At 46.4% G+C, this 16,603-nt stretch carries 17 protein-coding genes and 1 pseudogene; 8 read left to right on the top strand and 10 right to left on the bottom strand.

Features of this window, described 5'->3' with window-relative positions; all coding sequences use genetic code 11:
- Positions 1-246 precede the first annotated feature (246 nt).
- Both Q1A40_RS11760 and fabF read left to right on the top strand, forming a co-directional pair.
- Complete coding sequence (locus Q1A40_RS11760) at positions 247-813, top strand: helix-turn-helix domain-containing protein (RefSeq protein WP_300000294.1); 567 nt, start codon at positions 247-249, stop codon at positions 811-813.
- A complete protein-coding gene (gene fabF / locus Q1A40_RS11755) occupies positions 810-2,087 on the top strand; it encodes a beta-ketoacyl-ACP synthase II (protein ID WP_300000292.1) in 1,278 nt (425 codons plus the stop codon). The genes Q1A40_RS11760 and fabF overlap by 4 nt, the downstream gene beginning before the upstream one ends.
- 101 nt (positions 2,088-2,188) lie before the next feature.
- Here the strand turns inward: fabF and Q1A40_RS11750 are convergent.
- The 6 genes and pseudogenes from Q1A40_RS11750 to Q1A40_RS11725 form a co-directional block, all read right to left on the bottom strand.
- Positions 2,189-2,368, bottom strand: a pseudogene (locus tag Q1A40_RS11750) (LLM class flavin-dependent oxidoreductase); the annotation flags it as partial.
- A gap of 49 nt (positions 2,369-2,417) precedes the next feature.
- The gene (locus Q1A40_RS11745; protein ID WP_300000417.1) at positions 2,418-3,317 is read right to left on the bottom strand and encodes an ABC transporter substrate-binding protein; all 900 of its coding nucleotides are present in this window, start codon (positions 3,315-3,317) and stop codon (positions 2,418-2,420) included.
- A 46-nt stretch (positions 3,318-3,363) separates the two neighbouring features.
- The gene (locus Q1A40_RS11740; protein WP_300000290.1) at positions 3,364-4,032 is read right to left on the bottom strand and encodes an ABC transporter permease; all 669 of its coding nucleotides are present in this window, start codon (positions 4,030-4,032) and stop codon (positions 3,364-3,366) included.
- On the bottom strand, positions 4,032-4,661 hold the full coding sequence (locus tag Q1A40_RS11735) for an ABC transporter permease (RefSeq protein WP_300000288.1): 630 nt from the start codon (positions 4,659-4,661) through the stop codon (positions 4,032-4,034). Before Q1A40_RS11735 ends, Q1A40_RS11740 begins: the two co-directional genes overlap by 1 nt.
- Positions 4,654-5,733, bottom strand: a complete 1,080-nt coding sequence (locus Q1A40_RS11730) for an ABC transporter ATP-binding protein (protein WP_300000415.1) — start codon at positions 5,731-5,733, stop codon at positions 4,654-4,656. The genes Q1A40_RS11735 and Q1A40_RS11730 overlap by 8 nt, the downstream gene beginning before the upstream one ends.
- A gap of 457 nt (positions 5,734-6,190) precedes the next feature.
- Positions 6,191-7,111, bottom strand: coding sequence for a LysR family transcriptional regulator (locus tag Q1A40_RS11725; protein WP_300000286.1), 921 nt, complete (start codon positions 7,109-7,111; stop codon positions 6,191-6,193).
- 193 nt (positions 7,112-7,304) lie between these two features.
- On the opposite strand from Q1A40_RS11725, the gene Q1A40_RS11720 reads away from it, so the two are divergent.
- Complete coding sequence (locus Q1A40_RS11720) at positions 7,305-7,919, top strand: LysE family transporter (protein WP_300000284.1); 615 nt, start codon at positions 7,305-7,307, stop codon at positions 7,917-7,919.
- Positions 7,920-8,007: 88 nt separating this feature from the next.
- Positions 8,008-8,436 carry a hypothetical protein gene (locus tag Q1A40_RS11715; RefSeq protein ID WP_300000282.1) on the top strand — a complete coding sequence of 143 codons (429 nt, stop codon included), beginning with the start codon at positions 8,008-8,010 and terminating at the stop codon, positions 8,434-8,436.
- 18 nt (positions 8,437-8,454) lie between these two features.
- Here the strand turns inward: Q1A40_RS11715 and Q1A40_RS11710 are convergent, their stop codons facing one another.
- The 4 genes from Q1A40_RS11710 to rhaS (Q1A40_RS11695) all read right to left on the bottom strand — a co-directional run bounded on the left by Q1A40_RS11710 (position 8,455) and on the right by rhaS (Q1A40_RS11695) (position 11,604).
- Positions 8,455-8,919 carry a hypothetical protein gene (locus tag Q1A40_RS11710; protein WP_300000281.1) on the bottom strand — a complete coding sequence of 155 codons (465 nt, stop codon included), beginning with the start codon at positions 8,917-8,919 and terminating at the stop codon, positions 8,455-8,457.
- Between the two features lie 119 nt (positions 8,920-9,038).
- Positions 9,039-9,227: a hypothetical protein gene (locus tag Q1A40_RS11705; protein ID WP_300000280.1), complete on the bottom strand. Its 189-nt coding sequence runs from the start codon at positions 9,225-9,227 to the stop codon at positions 9,039-9,041.
- A 608-nt stretch (positions 9,228-9,835) separates the two neighbouring features.
- Positions 9,836-10,696 (bottom strand): HTH-type transcriptional activator RhaR, encoded by an 861-nt coding sequence (gene rhaR / locus Q1A40_RS11700; protein WP_300000279.1) that lies wholly within the window; start codon positions 10,694-10,696, stop codon positions 9,836-9,838.
- A gap of 80 nt (positions 10,697-10,776) precedes the next feature.
- Entirely contained in the window at positions 10,777-11,604 is an 828-nt protein-coding gene (gene rhaS, locus Q1A40_RS11695) for an HTH-type transcriptional activator RhaS (RefSeq protein ID WP_300000278.1), read from the bottom strand.
- A gap of 301 nt (positions 11,605-11,905) precedes the next feature.
- Between rhaS (Q1A40_RS11695) and rhaB the strand changes: the two genes are divergently transcribed.
- The 4 genes from rhaB (at position 11,906) to rhaS (Q1A40_RS11675) (ending at position 16,595) form a co-directional block, all read left to right on the top strand.
- Positions 11,906-13,375: a rhamnulokinase gene (gene rhaB / locus Q1A40_RS11690; RefSeq protein WP_300000277.1), complete on the top strand. Its 1,470-nt coding sequence runs from the start codon at positions 11,906-11,908 to the stop codon at positions 13,373-13,375.
- Positions 13,372-14,631 carry an L-rhamnose isomerase gene (locus Q1A40_RS11685; protein ID WP_300000276.1) on the top strand — a complete coding sequence of 420 codons (1,260 nt, stop codon included), beginning with the start codon at positions 13,372-13,374 and terminating at the stop codon, positions 14,629-14,631. The genes rhaB and Q1A40_RS11685 overlap by 4 nt, the downstream gene beginning before the upstream one ends.
- 65 nt (positions 14,632-14,696) lie before the next feature.
- A complete protein-coding gene (gene rhaD / locus Q1A40_RS11680; protein WP_300000275.1) occupies positions 14,697-15,527 on the top strand; it encodes a rhamnulose-1-phosphate aldolase in 831 nt (276 codons plus the stop codon).
- Between the two features lie 81 nt (positions 15,528-15,608).
- Positions 15,609-16,595 (top strand): rhamnose ABC transporter substrate-binding protein, encoded by a 987-nt coding sequence (rhaS, locus tag Q1A40_RS11675; RefSeq protein WP_300000274.1) that lies wholly within the window; start codon positions 15,609-15,611, stop codon positions 16,593-16,595.
- Positions 16,596-16,603: the final 8 nt, after the last annotated feature.

The following is a 16,603-nucleotide window of genomic DNA, read 5'->3' as shown; positions in this document are numbered from 1 at the left end:
TTATTTAACATTTATATAGTTATGGTCAATTTTTCACATAAAATCCAACACTGAATAAAAATTAACATAATATGTTTCCATAACAAGGTTAAATGGGATTTTTGCACGCTTTGATGAAATAAAAAATCAACGGTGCTTCCATCCGCATCCGCTTAGCGCGGAAAAATATCTGACGTCTATTTACTTGCATTTTGATAGTCACTATGTCAATGTCAGTCTGGATCTCCCTTTAATCTTCAACTAACCATGAAAAATGAACCCCTGTACCATGCACCTTGTCCTATCGCGCGCAGTCTTGGGCGCATCGGTGATAGCTGGAGCATTATTATTCTGCGTGATGCCTTTGCCGGTTTTACGCGTTTCGATGAATTTCAAAAAAACAGTACCATCGCACCTAATATCCTTTCTCGTCGGCTAAAAGATCTTGTGGATGACGGCCTGTTAGAAAAACAGTGTTACAGCACAACGCCGCCGCGCTATGAATATCACCTCACTCCTCTGGGACGCGATTTTCGCCCGGTTCTGATGGCCCTACTACAATGGGGCAATCAGCACTTTTCGCCAGAAGGTGCGCAAATGCAGTTAGTGGAAACCGCCACCCAACGTCCGGTGGAAACGGTTATGGTCGATAAACAGACCGGAGAAGCCATTACCTCAACCAAATACAGTCTGATCCCAGGTCCAGCAGCGGCCCCGATAATTCACTATCGCCATGAATACTTAGTCCGTAAGCGTAATGGCGAAAGTAATGAAAAATTTATGCCAGGCTCCCAAGAGCCTGTTACACCACAAACATCAGGAAATAAACGATGAATCATTCAGCTAAACGTATCGTTATCACCGGAATGGGAATCGTCAGTCCATTAGGTTGCGGTATATCCCACGTCTGGCAGTCACTGCTCGCAGGTAAGTCTGGTATTTCACGCCTTGATGAAGAGGTTGTTGCAGGCATTGGCTGTAAAGTTGCCGGACAAGTGCCGGATATTGAACAAGATCCAGAACATGGTTTTGACCCGCTGGTGGCTATCCCTGCGAAGGAACGTAAAAAGATGGATCGTTTTATTGAGTTTGCTTTAGTCGCAGCTAAAGAGGCCCTTGCTCATGCAGGCTGGGAGCCGAAAACTCAAGAACAAAAAGAACGAACCGCAACCGTAATTGCCACAGGTATTGGGGGATTTAATGAGATAGCCAATGCGGTACATACTACTGATGAGCGCGGACCGCGCCGCTTATCCCCCTTTACCATCCCTTCTTTCCTCGCTAATTTAGCCGCCGGTCATGTCTCTATTGCCCATGGTTTTCGTGGTCCGATTGGCGCTCCGGTTACCGCTTGTGCCGCTGGAGCGCAGGCTATTGGTGATGCCGCTCGTATTATCCGCAGTGGTGAAGCTGATATCGCCGTATGTGGGGGAGCAGAAGCCGCTATCCACCGGGTTAGCCTGGCTGGATTTGCCGCAGCCAGAGCCCTTTCTTCAGAGTTTAATGATAATCCTGAAACCGCGTCACGCCCTTTCGATAGCAGCCGTGATGGCTTTGTGATGGGAGAAGGAGCAGGATTACTGGTCATTGAGTCGCTGGAGCACGCCCAGGCTCGGGGGGCAACGCCTCTGGCTGAATTGGTTGGCTATGGCACTAGCGCAGATGCTTATCATCTGACCGCGGGCCCGGAAGATGGTAATGGCGCAAGACGAGCAATGGAAACCGCAATCCTCCAGGCGGGGATCGCGGTGACAGAGATCCAGCATATCAATGCCCATGCCACATCCACTCAAGTGGGTGATAAAGGCGAATTGGCTGCAATCAGAGCGCTTTTTGGTCAGCACCCGGTCGCTATATCATCAACAAAATCAGCAACAGGCCACTTGTTAGGAGCAGCCGGAGGAGTCGAAGCTATTTTTACTGTTCAGGCGCTACGTGAGCAGATTGTGCCCCCGACGCTCAACCTGCATAACCCGGACCCCGATGCCGCAGGGTTAAATTTAATCGCCCTGCAACCACAGCCGCTGGCCATGCGTTATGCCCTGTCGAATGGTTTCGGGTTTGGTGGCGTCAATGCCAGCCTGTTACTGAAACGCTGGGAGGAGTAATGATTCGCAGACCGTATCGGATAAAGATGCGGTCTGTAACTATGATTAGTACTTTTAATGCGTTTGCTGTCGGTTCGTGAGGTTTGGTCTTTCAAAGATTGAAAAATATTATTGCGCGTTACAGCTTCTGCTCTGCGTGCCGGGTCAGCGTAGTATTTAAGGGTAAAAATCGCTTTCCCCGGCGCCACAGGGTAACGCCAGGAGAAACGATAATCCCCTTGGGGATTAAAGAAGAACAGATTAAAGAAGAACAGATTAAAAATGGCAGTATGTTGAGTCATATCGGAATACTCATAAGAGAAATAACAGCACTCCTGACATGACATATGACTATTTTGCTGCCAGTTTCTCTTTTACCCACTGCTCCGCCACTTTAGCCGGATCTTTTCTGTCGACATCAACCTCTTTATTAAGATTAATAATATCCTGGGTGGTAATTTTGGACGAAATATTATTCAGAACCTGCTCTGCTTTAGGAGAAATAGCGCCCTTGTGAATCAGTGGCACGACATTTTGCGCCGGCTGTTCATTCTTATCGTCTTCCAGAACGACCCACTTCTCTTTCACTAAATTCCCCTGGGTTGAGACTATCGTCGCGACATCAATTTTACCTGAATTCAGCGCCAAACGGCTCAAGGGCCCACCAATATCCAGCGACTTAAAGGCTTTAAATTTAATGCCGTAGACACGCTCAAGGCCAGGTAATCCCAGAGCACGAACAGCCACTTCAGGCGGACCACCAACTGTCAGTTCAGGCGCGACTTTAGCCAAGTCTGACAGCGTTTTCAGATTGTATTTTTTTGCTGTCTCTTCACGAACAGCCCAGGCAGTAATCGAACCACCAGGAGAGGTTTCCAGCAATACTAAATCTTCCGGTAATACGCCGACCAGTTCATCAGTAACTTGTTTCTGTGTGGTCGACTCACTGCCACCCTGGTAATAATTCAGCAACGCACCGATATATTCAGGCACGACATCCAGTTCACCTGACTGAAGCGCCGGAATAATGATTTCACGATTTCCAAGGTTCAGACGTGTTTTTACATCAATCCCTTCCTGACGCAAAGCACTGGCATAGATATTAGCCAGAACCGTTTGTTCAGAGTAGTTAGCGCCTCCAATAGTGACCGTTTCAGCCTGTGCAGCAAAACTGGCGCTCGCTAAACTGAGTGCCAGCAGCGTCATTCGAATGCCTTGGTATTTCGTGAATAACCCATTTTTTATTGTCATCATCTGCTTCTCTTTTGATTATGATTACATTATGTAGTTGCAGCCATTAGCCTGCAGTCGGGGTTGAAATAGCCAGCCAGCGCTTTGCCAGTCCGGCCATTAGAAGCTCACAACCTATCGCCAGGAGTGAGATAACAATGGATCCTGCTATAACCTGGGGATAATCACGCTGACCCAAGCCATCAATAAGAAAACGCCCCAATCCATCTAAACCAGCATAGGCCGCGACGACCGCAGTCGCAATCAGCTGTAAGAGTGCGGTACGCACACCGGCAAAAATTAGTGGCATTGCCAGAGGAATTCGCACTTTTATCAAACTTTGCAAAGGCGTCATGCCCATAGCCTTGGCGGCATCACATAAGGTTTGATCCGCATGGCTAATGCCGACATAGGTATTGGTTAACATGGGGGGGATAGAGAGAGCAACCAGCGCAATAAATACCGGGGCATCGTTAAAGCCAAAAAGCATGATGCACAATAAAATAATGCCCAGTGAAGGAAAAGCCTGACCAATATTAAACAAATTAATGACGATAAAACCGCCGCGCTTTAAATAACCAAATAAAATTCCCACTGGTTGAGCAATCAGAAAAGCGATAATCAGGCTCACCAGCACATAATAGAGATGCTGGAAAACACGCACGATCAGACCGAGATCACCTGTCCAGTGACTGCCGTCCAAGAACCAGAGCCAAGTATCATTGAGTATTCCCATCAGTGTGTCCACCCTGTCAAGTGATAACCCACTCGGGTTATCACCAGGTCAAACAGCAGTGATAACAGCAGACTTAACCCCAGGCTAATAAAAATAGGGGTAAGGAAATTCTGATTAAATCCGAGGATCATCAGCTGGCCTAATCCTCCTTGTCCGATTAACGCCGTGACAATCACCAGCCCTACCAGGGTAACAGAGGCAATGCGTAGCCCGGCAAATAGCGCCGGGAGAATAAGAAAAATTTCAATATCGATAAAACGGCCAAATCGGGTGTAGCCCAGCGCGCGCGCTGATTCCAGCACCTCAACAGGCAGTTTTTGCAAACCTGCCAGTACGTTACGCAGTAAAATAAGCAACGAGTAAAGCGTCAGGCCAATCACCGAAGTGGTCATCGACAGGCCGGTCCATGGCAGTAGCAGAATAAACAGCGCCAGCGAGGGAACGGTGAATAACACACTGCTTAAGGTCATTAATGGATTAGATAACGCAGGCCAAATAATAGCCAGCAATAGCATCAACGCAGTGAATACTGTGCCTAATGCCAGTGAGAGTACCACCATCTGCAAGTGTTGAAGTGTAAGCTCGATTATCATCGAGGCGTTATCGAGACTCCATGCCCAGTCAATCATGATGAGATGACTCCTGATGATGGTTAAGTGCATCACTTAGCAAGCGACTATCGATAGTTCCGGCATACTGTCCTTGCATAGTGACCCGTACCAACACCCCCAGTGGCACATCCAGTAAATCACTGTACACCTGACGTAGTGACTGATGTTCTTCGGCAATACGTACCGGGACTAAATGCCCATTGTCGAGCCAGTACAGGGGACGACTTTCTTCGTCCAATACCAATGCGTAGGGTTGTGAGAGCAATGAATACTCCCCTGCCAGAGGCTTCTCATCCTGGTCTAACAGCAACACATCATGGCGCGGCAGATCGCTGACTCGCATCATACCAAGTCGCTTCAAATTAGGTTCAGGTCCGATAAAATCACGGACAAAGTCACTGGCGGGATGGGCTAAAATATTATCCGGCGTATCAAACTGGGCCAGCCGTCCACCTTGCTGAAAAATAGCTATTCTGTCACCGAGACGAATAGCTTCATTGATATCATGGGTAACCAGAATAATGGTTTTATGTAACCGACTCTGCAGCTCTAACATGTCACCTTGTAGCTTATCGCGTACCACAGGATCGATAGCGGCAAAGGGTTCATCCATTAATAAAATAGGAGGATCAGCAGCCAGCGCTCGGGCAATAGATACCCGGCTTTGTTGCCCACCGGATAACTGATGTGGGTAGCGTTTCAGTACCATTGGATCCAGTGACATCAACGCCACTAACTCATCAATCCGTGCGCTAATAGCATGCTTATCCCAGCCCAGCAGCCGTGGTACGGTGGCAATATTTTCCGCGACCGTGCGATGAGGAAATAACGCCGGGCTTTGCATCACAAAGCCAATTTTTCGCCGCACCTGGATAATATCTGCGCCGGACAGGGCTTGTCCCTGGATGTAGACTTCACCACTGTCAGGTACATCCAGCTGATTAATCATACGTAATGTGGTGGTTTTACCGCAGCCACTAGGACCAACAAAGGTACAAAACTCTCCCTCATTGACGCTCATACTGAGAGCATTAATGGCATGTTGTGCATTGCCCGGGTAGGTCTTTTTAATGTTTTCCAGTCTAATCATAATCAACTTACACTTCCTGATGCTGCACAACTGATACTTATTCCAGCCAATATGGCAAAGGCCATTGTGCCAGCAAATTCATCATAGTGGTAAGCATAGATGGAAAATTGCTATCAACCTTGGTACATAATTCTGAATGTCAGAGAGAAATGTAACTAATATTAAACAGAATATATGAAGGTGAGATGAGATAAAAAAAGAGAGGTATTTAACAAATAAAAATAGCTTTCTGAAAAGATAATCATTTTTACTACAGCTAAAACAATTCAAATTACAGAACATTTTGAACAACGCCAAGCCTTGCCCCGCAAGGGTGAGACGCATTGATGAGACTCGTTACACAGCAAGAGAACGAATATCGATAAGCGAAGAAAATCATGGATTCGGGTGAGCGATCGCAGCCAACTCACCTGTCACTTGAAGTATGAGGGGGATATTAAAACATCGCCGGATTGATTCAATAATCAAACGTTAACATCCCAGAGCGCCAGACGCCTGTCGTACGGATCAGCGCTTTATCCCGTAGAAAATTAGTGAAGATTGAAATGATACGATCATGGCGATTATCCATACGGGTAATAATAAATAAATGACGCCGTAAGGGTTGAGGCAACTCCAAAACACGGATATTTTCAGGTACCGGTAACACAGATAACCAAGGAATAATTGAAAACCCAATCCCCTGATTAACCCACCCGACAATACCACTGTCACTGGCAAGTTTATGCCTGACTTCATGACGTAATCCCATCTCCCGGCAACGTTCAATAATCTCGGTCTGTGTATTCGCATTCGGCTGGATAAAAGACAAATTTTCCAGTTGCCGCCAGCTAAAAGGTGATGTCAGGCGAAATGTTTTCGGCACCAGTAAGACATAGGCATCGCTCACATAGGGAACACTATGAATATCAGGGAGCTGGCCATGAATAGTCAGGCCTATATCTGCTCTTCCCGAGGCAACGGCCTCATCAATATGGTGATATTCTGTTGCCGTATCATCAATATCCAGATGGATATCCGGCCAGGATTTGGCTAGCGCTTCCAGACAAGGAGGAAGAATATAAGCCGTGGCACTCCGGAAACAGGCGACTCTGATACGCCCGGTAATTTGTGGGGTTTCTGCCGCTATTTGTTCGATATTGTCAATAAAATGCATCACTTTGTGTGCATCTTTTACTATTCGAGCCCCAGCAGGAGTTGGCTCACAACCTGTACGGGAACGATGCAATAAGCGCGTATTAAGATGCTGTTCCAGTTCGACAATAGCATGACTGATACGTGACTGAGTACAGCCTAATACCGCAGCGGCTGCACTGAACCCCTTGTTTTCAACGACTGCAATCAACATCTCCAGTTGATTGAGTTTAATTTTTGACATGTTTTTAAGTCAGTTAGTGAATGTTAACCAGTATGACAAATCGAAATCCTTCATAGATGAATCAAATATATCACTCTTTTCGGTTGTCAGATATAAGGCGAATTTTCATGATAGGCCACGGAAATCGAGCGCTATTTTTCCCATTCCATTATCACCTCACATCAGAACAATAAGTTTAAGGAAACAGTTAAGTATGCTGGGCATCATTAACTATGAAACATTTGTACTGTCATTTATTATTTTCTTAATGATCCCAGGGCCTGGCAATCTGATACTGATTACCAGTACCAGTAAAGGCGGTTTTCATAGTGGCCTTGCCTGTATGATGGGTATCGTGGTCGGCGATCAGGTTTTGCTGTGGCTGGCGATTGCCGGCGTTGCGACACTCCTTGAGTCGTCACCTAATCTGTTTCTGGCGATGAAATGGTTGGGGGCCGCCTATTTATTATGGATTGGTGGGCAACTCCTGTTTAAATCAGCAAATCACAGCGCACCGCCGCCGGTAAGCCGTAAAAGAACACCTTTTTTACAGGGTATGGCTATCACACTGACTAATCCTAAACCAATTTTGTTCTATATGATGTTTCTGCCGCTGTTTATCGACCCGATATATAGCCGTGGAGTGCTGACATTTGCCAGCCTGGCCGGAACCGCGGCGCTATTAACCGTTATCTACGCCGTTATGATGATGACCATTACCCTGTCGATTGCTGATAGCGTTCGCACCCGACCCGCAATGATGTTTCTGCTGGAAAAGATTGCCGGCCTTTTTCTGGCCGTTTTTGCCATTAAGCTGGCCTTTTTTTAGCCCAATGGCAGGTGAGGATTGTATAACCTGGCCATTTTCACGTGGTAACATGAAGCAGGCATAACAATCAGAATAATGATGAGATCATATGAGTAAGGCATCTTTTTCTATCGGTGAACAAACAGTACAGTTTAGTGAGCCCGCTATCTCGCTACCGACCGGCTATCTGAGTATTGCACAGACGTTTTTTCACCGTGATATCCCTTCATCTTATGAAGTCGAAATGGCTATAGCTACATTTGAAGACCATCTTCAGGCCACTCCGCAGCTACACCATATTGCCCCGGAATTTACCTGTCACGATGATTATCTGAAACAGATTATGAAGATAACTGGAGTGGAGAATGAGATAAGTCAGACAGAGATTGAGCGAGTGTTTAACCGTGTCGCAGATGTTGTTTCCGGCAGCCCAAAACGTGACGGAGAATTCCCTGAAGATAAGAACTTCATCAGCTATTTACTGATAATAAGGGAACTCTCACATCATCTTAATATTGAGACAATCAGCAGTCGCTAAGGTTTTTGAGTGAACCATTCAGTAGCTATTGCACACTGTATTATTACCCGATTTATGGCAATAAGTGGTTCTCGGACGCGCATTTTCCATCGCCATCATTGACTGACTCATGGCTTGCTGTTGCTGTGCTGCTAATAGTTGTTGCTGATAGGCCTGTTGATTACTTAACTGACGCTGTGTGGTAGCAATATTTAAGCGATCGCAATCGGCCTTTTTCAATGGCTGGACACTGATTTGCTTAACTGACTCAGCATGAGCAGTCTGATAAAGGCTGGGATCATAGCTCCAGTTATTTAGGTCTTGAGCATTGAAATTCTTGGCTGCCGCAGCCATCTGATAATCCGTAAAGCCCAATGCAACACACTGATCAACAGAAGCATCACGATAACTGATATCATGATAAGTTGCTAAAGGCATAGGCTGCTTCTGGATAGCGCACCCGGAAAGGACTAAAACACATACTGCGATGATAAATTTTTTCACTGTAGCACCAGACCAGAATTCGATTATCTACTGTCATCAGGATCAGACATATTCTATAAAAAGTAAATAGGTCACATCAATACTCAAGCGCAGATCCAGATTAATACCCAGGATTACGCTTATTGTCCGAGTTGCACCAGTTCTTCAATGCTCAGACCGGTTAACTTCATGACGACATCATAATCAATACCATGTTGTAACATAGAATAAGCCACCTGACATTTTTCCTGGCGATCGTCTAACTGAATATCCTTCTTCATATCTCGCTGCCCGCTAATCTGTGTGCTTTGCTCTATATCTTGTTGCATACCTTTTATTATTCCTTTCAGTTCCAATTGTTGTGCAATTGTTATCAATTCGCCCCCATTATCTGGTACCCGTAATACCAGCCCACGAACAAAAACTGCAGCATCGGTGAATCGTCGACGTGAATAATATGGTTAATCAGTGGGGCTACTTGGGAATAAACTAAATATCCCGTCTTTAATAGTCGCACGAGTTTATCCAGCAATTCTGTCAAATTACGATGATGGAGATGTTTTTGTAGTAACGACAGAAAGTCATACTGTGTTGTTTTATTACCTGTTCATCAGGAATGACTGCGATATCTACTATTAGGATACAGTTCAGTTGGATGAGGTTGTACACGGAAGTTTATAAAAAACAACAACAAACATCACTAATAAATATATTTAATCAATTAAGAACAGATATATACCCGTCATACTTCAAGTTGCTTGGGTGTTGCCTGCGTCCAGCCCGCCGAATCACATAGTGTATCTATGCTCATCGACGGGCTGAACTGGGCGCCTACAAGCAACTCGAATTATTTTGGGTATAGAATATTATTTCCCCCAATTTTAATATTTATTAATCATTCTTATTAATTCAGTCACCAAATGGGACTGGCGACATTTTATCGCTCGTCCTTTTTCACATTGTTCCTGAGAGTACGCCATTGCACAGGGGTCATACCCACTTCACGACTAAATACCACAGAAAAGTAGTTACTGTCCTCAAATCCACACTGCATGGCAATATCACTGACCATTTGCCGGGTATGTTGTAGCAGATATTGTGCATAACAAATACGCAACTGCCGTAAATACTGGTTTATTGTCATGCCCGTCTGTTCGCGAAACTGCTGGCGTAGCACGCGTTCACTGCACTGCTGCTGTATGCAAAATTCTTCCAGCACAAAGCTTGTAGCCAGACTACTCGCAAGCGTAGTAATCAGTTTATCCAGCAGCATTTCCTGCTCATTAATATCGGGGTTATCAATAAGATAACGACTTCTGTTGAAAGTAATAACCAACTGAGCGAAAAGCAATTCTGTCATTCTGTTGCTAACAGGATCGTCTTTAAGTCCCTCATGCTCAAGCTGAGTAATCACCTGTCTGGCACTTGTCATGCCACTGCTACTTAACCGCCAATGTGGGATCGGACGGGAATCACTAAAGCCTGGAATATAAGTAGCCCAATCAATATTGAGTTTCAGTCGCTCAGGGCAATAAATAATATTTTGCAACACCAGAGAGTTAACCGAAGCATAAGAGTGTTTGTCTTCAGCACGAATATAGAACAGATCGCCCCGGGTAATGCGATAGGGACGATCGTTAAGGATATGCAGACCGTTACCTCGCCACACTAGCACCAGTTCGCAAAATTCATGGGTATGTTCAGCGAATGCATGTTGTGGATAACGATCCAGCACAGCAACCGCCTGACTTTCACTGGTAAAAAATGCATTCTTGCGAAGAATCAAGGGTTCTGACACAGCACAGCCTCAGCATCGAACAATTTGTTATTATTAACTTTTTTATATCAAAAATGGTGACTATCTTCACGTTACTGATGCTAAATATCTCGGCATTGACGAATATCGCGTGGTGACCAGTTAAATTCCCGGCGAAACAACGTTGAAAAATGATTACTGTCACCAAACCCACACTGATAAGCGATATCGGTGACGGTCTCTTCCGTGTGTCGTAACAAGTGCCGGGCTTTAATCAGACGTAAACGGTTAAGATAGCGCTGCGGCGTAAGTCCGCTGTGCTGTTTTAACTGTCGGTGCAAGGTACGCAATGACAAGGAGAATTTATCCGCCAGCGTTTCCCAACAGACGTCTTCGGCAAAGTTATCTTCCAGCCACAAGACTAATTGATTCAGCCGGGTCGTATTATTACTCGCCCTCTCAACAAAGCTACTCTGACGCAGGGAGACTAATAACTGCATAAATAACAGTTCTCTACTGGCAATCGTGTGGGTTTCCGGACCATCCTCTGCCTGTTCCATCTGCTCGGTTAACTTCAGAACTTGCTGCATTGTTGATTTATTTACCCGCCAGTGCGAAGGGTAACTTCCGTCCTGTTCCTGAGGAAGTAGCTGATTTAATCCTGTCAGAAATCGAAATCTGTCAGGTGAACGATAAAGCACATTAGTCAGACACAAATTATCAGTATGTTCATATAGATGACGATCGTGCTCGCGTATAAAGCAGACCGTTCCGCCGCTGATAGTATAAGGCTGACCATTAAAAACATGGGTTCCTGTGCCATGTTCCACAATCACTATCTCATTAAAATCATGACTATGTTCAGGAAATGCCGCCTGAGGAAGTCGAGGCTCAATAGCAACAGGTGAGTGTCCAGACGGAAAAAAATCCACACTATGTAATACAGTCATCACAGCCCCTCCTAATGAGAATTGTTCTCACGATAGTAGTAGGGATAATAAAAACCCACCTTAAATTTCCGTCCTGAAATGATGCTAAATTGGTTTTTTTGTTAAGAAATAACGGTGAATGTTGATAACTGTGGTCATCATCACACCACTTATAACAATCGTTATAGTGAGAAATTGTGACCTCTCTCATGTTCATCTTGGTTTTCTTGCCAGTCCCTCTTTTTTCCTGTCAGTAGTAAAAAGGCAGCCTTCTCCCCCCTTTCTTAGACTTATGCTCAACAAATCTAACAGAGGTCCGTCCATGACCATTATTCATTGTGTGGCTGTCGATTTAGGCGCATCAAGCGGCCGTATAATGCTTGGCCACTTCGAGCCCAGGCACGCTACGCTCTCGCTTCGCGAAATTCATCGCTTTGCCAATAATCTGGTCAAACAACAGGGCTTTGATAGTTGGGATATTGATGCACTGGAAGCGGAAATACGTATCGGTCTGAATAAAATCTGTGAAGAAGGTATTCAGCCAGACAGTATCGGCATTGATACCTGGGGTGTTGATTACGTTTTGCTGAATAGCGAAGGTCAGCGTGTCGGTCCGCCCGTTTCCTATCGGGATAATCGTACTCAGGGAGTCATGGCACAAGCCCTGGAACAACTCGGTAAAACCGAGATCTATCGGTATAGCGGTATTCAGTTTCTGTCGTTTAATACACTCTATCAATTCCGGGCGCTGCTTAAACAACAGCCAAACCTGGTCGGCGATGTCGCCCATGCCCTGATGATCCCGGATTATCTCTGTTATCGTCTGACCGGTAATCTCAACTGGGAATACACCAACGCCACCACCACTCAGATGGTCAATATTGAAACCCACGACTGGGATAACAGATTGCTGGACTGGGCCGGTATCCCTCGCTCCTGGCTCGCAACCCCCAGCCAACCCGGAAACGTCATTGGTCACTGGAACAGTCCTCAGGGTCTGTCGATTCCCGTGGTCGCCGTCGCCAGCCACGATACGGCCAGTGCGGTTATTGCCGCTCCATTAACGGATAAAGATGCCGCCTATCTTTCATCGGGGACTTGGTCACTCATCGGCTTTGAAAGTCAGACACCTTACACCTGCGAGCAAGCTCTGCGTTCGAATATCACTAATGAAGGTGGCGCGGAAGGACGTTTCCGGGTACTGAAGAATATTATGGGGTTGTGGTTATTACAGCGGGTACTGAAAGAACAGAACATAACCGATCTCCCGGCACTCATTACCGAGGCAGAAAAACTGACTGCCTGCCATTTTCTGATTAATCCAAATGATGAGCGCTTTATCAATCCTCTCAGCATGAGTGATGAAATTGTCACTGCCTGTCGTGAAACAGGGCAACCTATACCCTTAAGCCCGGCCGCACTGGCCCGCTGTATTTTCGATAGCCTCGCCCTACTCTACGCCGATTCCCTGAATGAACTGGCCTTGCTCCGTGGAGCGCCTTTTAGCCAGCTTCATATCGTCGGTGGTGGTTGTCAGAACCCTCTGCTTAACCAGCTTTGCGCTGATGCCTGCGGCATCAAGGTGGTTGCAGGACCGGTAGAGGCCTCAACTCTCGGCAATATTGGTATGCAATTAATGGCTCTTGGAGAGTTTTCTGACGTCAATCAGTTCCGTCAGCAAACCACCAGCAACAGCAAACTGGTCACTTTTACCCCCAACCCGAATCATGAAATTGCGCGCTATGTTCGCGATTTCAACAGAACAAGCAGATTCAAGGAGATTTGCGCATGACCACCCAATTAGAACAAGCCTTTGAACTGGCTAAACACCGTTTTGCTGCCGTTGGTGTCGATATCGAACAGGCCCTGCACCAGCTCGATAAACTCCCCGTGTCGATGCACTGCTGGCAGGGCGATGATGTCGCTGGTTTTGAAAATCAGAACGCGGCGTTAACTGGCGGTATTCAGGTCACCGGTAATTATCCCGGTAAAGCACGTAACCCCGCTGAACTGCGTACCGATCTCGAACTGGCACTCAGTCTGATCCCTGGCCCAAAACGCCTCAACTTACATGCCATTTATCTTGAGTCTGATGAACCGGTTGCGCGTAATAAAATTAAACCGGAGCATTTTAAGAATTGGGTAGAATGGGCTAAAGCAAATCAGTTGGGGCTGGATTTTAACCCATCATGTTTCTCACATCCCCTAAGTGCTGATGGCTTTACCCTCTCACATATCGATGATGAAATCCGCCAGTTCTGGATTGAACATTGCCAGGCTTGCCGCCGCATCTCGGCCTACTTCGGTGAACAGCTCAATACTCCCTCAGTAATGAATATCTGGATACCGGATGGAATGAAAGATATTGCTGTCGATCGCTTAGCTCCACGTCAGCGTTTGATCAATGCACTGGATGAAGTGATTAGCGAAAAGCTGAATCCGGCACACCATATTGATGCCGTCGAGAGCAAGTTATTCGGTATTGGCGCTGAGAGCTATACCGTGGGTTCCAATGAGTTTTATATGGGATATGCCACCAGCCGTCAGACCGCATTGTGTCTGGATGCAGGTCATTTTCATCCAACTGAAATTGTTTCTGACAAGATTTCCGCCGCCATGCTGTATGTCCCGCGTTTACTGCTCCACGTTAGCCGCCCTGTACGCTGGGATAGCGATCATGTGGTGTTGCTGGATGATGAAACTCAGGCGATCGCCAGCGAGATTATTCGTCATAACCTGTTTGACCGCGTCCATATTGGTCTCGACTTCTTTGATGGTTCTATCAACCGTATCGCAGCCTGGGTGATTGGTACGCGCAATATGAAAAAAGCCTTATTACGCGCGCTGCTTGAACCTACAGCTCAGTTCCGCCAGCTCGAAGCTGAAGGTGATTACACCGCGCGTTTAGCCTTAATGGAAGAGCAGAAATCCCTGCCATGGCAAGCGGTCTGGGAAATGTACTGCCACCGTCATAACACACCAACAGGCAGCCAGTGGTTAGACACAGTACGCACTTATGAGAATGACGTACTGCGTCACCGTCGATAACGACTGGCCAGAAATATCCTCTCGCTAAGAGAGATCTATTACTGAATTAACAGGACCCACAGACTATGCAAACTATCATTAATTCTTGGTTCGTCCAGGGCATGATTAAAGCGACTTCCGATGCCTGGCTGAAAGGATGGGATGAACGCAATGGCGGTAACCTGACTCTGCGCCTGGACGAGGCAGACCTGGCACCTTTTGAAGCCGATTTTCATGCCGAGCCACGCTATATTGCTCTTAGCCAGCCAATGCCTGTCTTAGCAAATCATTCATTTATCGTCACCGGATCCGGTAAATTTTTCCGTAATGTCCAACTCGACCCGGTAGCCAGTCTTGGTGTCGTCAAGGTCGACAGTGATGGAGCGGGATACCATATTCTCTGGGGATTAACTAATGATGCAGTACCTACCTCTGAATTGCCCGCGCATTTTCTTTCCCACAGTGAGCGTATCCGCGTCACTGGCGGTAAAGATCGGGTCATCATGCACTGCCATGCCACAAATCTTATTGCCCTGACCTATGTACTGGAAAACAACAGCGACTTTATCACCCGTAAACTATGGGAAGGCAGTACTGAATGTTTGGTGGTTTTTCCGGACGGTGTCGGTACCCTGCCGTGGATGGTTCCCGGCACAGACGAAATTGGTCAGGCAACCGCACAGCAGATGCGCAAACATTCTCTGGTGCTCTGGCCGTTCCACGGCGTGTTCGGCAGTGCACCGACTCTGGATGAAACCTTTGGCCTTATCGATACCGCAGAGAAGTCAGCTGAAGTATTGGTAAAAGTCTACTCAATGGGCGGAATGAAACAAACGATTACGCAAGAAGAGTTAATCGCTTTGGGTAAACGCTTCGGCGTGACGCCACTGCAATCCGCATTAGATCTCTATAAATAATCTTTATCGCCCTGTATTTAATGCGGGGCAAAATTTTACCTGTAATCCCTACAAATCACTTAAATATGTGGAGTAAAAGCAATGAAAACAAAATTAAGCTTGATCCTCACCGCAATCACCGTCGCATTATCGACATCAGCTTATGCTGAGGTCAAAATTGCTCTGGTCGCTAAATCCCTGGGAAATGGTTTCTTTGAAGCCGCTAACGTCGGTGCTCAGGAAGCGGCTAAAGAGTTAGGCGATGTCAAAGTCATTTATACCGGGCCAACGACCACCACAGCTGAAGCACAAATAGAAGTTCTGAACGGCCTGATTGCTCAGGGGGTGGATGCGATTGCTATCTCCGCTAATGACCCTGACGCTCTGGTTCCAGTACTCAAAAAAGCCATGCAACGCGGCATCAAAGTCGTTTCCTGGGATTCCGGTGTCGCGCCTGCCGGACGTCAGATCCATCTGACTCCCTCTAATAATGAGCTGATCGGCGAGATCAACGTCAAGCTGGCTGACGACGCGCTCAAAACACTGAATACAGAAAAAGGTGATGTCGCTATTCTGAGCGCCACCCCCACCTCAACCAACCAAAATATCTGGATTGGTGAGATGAAAAAGGTGTTACCAAAGTATCCTGGAATCAATCTCGTCACTGTCGCCTATGGTGATGATCTGTCAGATAAAAGTTACCGCGAAACCGTGGGTTTACTGAAAACTTACCCGGATTTAAAAGTTATTGTCTCCCCTTCATCTGTCGGCATCGTTGCTGCAGCTCAGGCAGTGAAAGATCAGGGAAAAATCGGCAAGGTGTATGTCACTGGTTTAGGTTTGCCTTCTGAAATGGCGGGGGCTGTCAAATCCGGCGCAAGCAAAAGCTTCGCCATCTGGAATCCTATCGATTTAGGCTATGCCGCAACTTATTTAGCCAATGATCTGGTGAAAGGGACTGCGACAAAGACGGAAGCAGATATGGGACGTATGGGTAAACTGAAGCTGGATAAAGAAGGTAATGGCGCCATGGCCGAACCCTTTATTTATGATGCCAGCAACATCGATCAGTTCTCAAAAATCTTTTAATCCCCCCG

Source organism: uncultured Cedecea sp. (assembly GCF_947498825.1).
Taxonomy (GTDB): Bacteria; Pseudomonadota; Gammaproteobacteria; order Enterobacterales; family Enterobacteriaceae; genus JGM124.
The sequence above is the reverse complement of the archived record's forward strand: the minus strand, read 5'-3'. Positions and strand labels throughout refer to the sequence as shown.

What these genes read in the sequence shown, in the direction of transcription:
- Q1A40_RS11760 (WP_300000294.1), top strand. Translation starts at nt 247, where the DNA reads ATGAAAAATGAACCCCTGTACCATGCACCTTGTCCTATCGCGCGCAGT.
- fabF (WP_300000292.1), top strand. Translation starts at nt 810, where the DNA reads ATGAATCATTCAGCTAAACGTATCGTTATCACCGGAATGGGAATCGTC.
- Q1A40_RS11745 (WP_300000417.1), bottom strand. Translation starts at nt 3,317, where the DNA reads ATGACAATAAAAAATGGGTTATTCACGAAATACCAAGGCATTCGAATG.
- Q1A40_RS11740 (WP_300000290.1), bottom strand. Translation starts at nt 4,032, where the DNA reads ATGGGAATACTCAATGATACTTGGCTCTGGTTCTTGGACGGCAGTCAC.
- Q1A40_RS11735 (WP_300000288.1), bottom strand. Translation starts at nt 4,661, where the DNA reads ATGATTGACTGGGCATGGAGTCTCGATAACGCCTCGATGATAATCGAG.
- Q1A40_RS11730 (WP_300000415.1), bottom strand. Translation starts at nt 5,733, where the DNA reads ATGATTAGACTGGAAAACATTAAAAAGACCTACCCGGGCAATGCACAA.
- Q1A40_RS11725 (WP_300000286.1), bottom strand. Translation starts at nt 7,111, where the DNA reads ATGTCAAAAATTAAACTCAATCAACTGGAGATGTTGATTGCAGTCGTT.
- Q1A40_RS11720 (WP_300000284.1), top strand. Translation starts at nt 7,305, where the DNA reads ATGCTGGGCATCATTAACTATGAAACATTTGTACTGTCATTTATTATT.
- Q1A40_RS11715 (WP_300000282.1), top strand. Translation starts at nt 8,008, where the DNA reads ATGAGTAAGGCATCTTTTTCTATCGGTGAACAAACAGTACAGTTTAGT.
- Q1A40_RS11705 (WP_300000280.1), bottom strand. Translation starts at nt 9,227, where the DNA reads ATGCAACAAGATATAGAGCAAAGCACACAGATTAGCGGGCAGCGAGAT.
- rhaS (WP_300000278.1), bottom strand. Translation starts at nt 11,604, where the DNA reads ATGACTGTATTACATAGTGTGGATTTTTTTCCGTCTGGACACTCACCT.
- rhaB (WP_300000277.1), top strand. Translation starts at nt 11,906, where the DNA reads ATGACCATTATTCATTGTGTGGCTGTCGATTTAGGCGCATCAAGCGGC.
- Q1A40_RS11685 (WP_300000276.1), top strand. Translation starts at nt 13,372, where the DNA reads ATGACCACCCAATTAGAACAAGCCTTTGAACTGGCTAAACACCGTTTT.
- rhaD (WP_300000275.1), top strand. Translation starts at nt 14,697, where the DNA reads ATGCAAACTATCATTAATTCTTGGTTCGTCCAGGGCATGATTAAAGCG.
- rhaS (WP_300000274.1), top strand. Translation starts at nt 15,609, where the DNA reads ATGAAAACAAAATTAAGCTTGATCCTCACCGCAATCACCGTCGCATTA.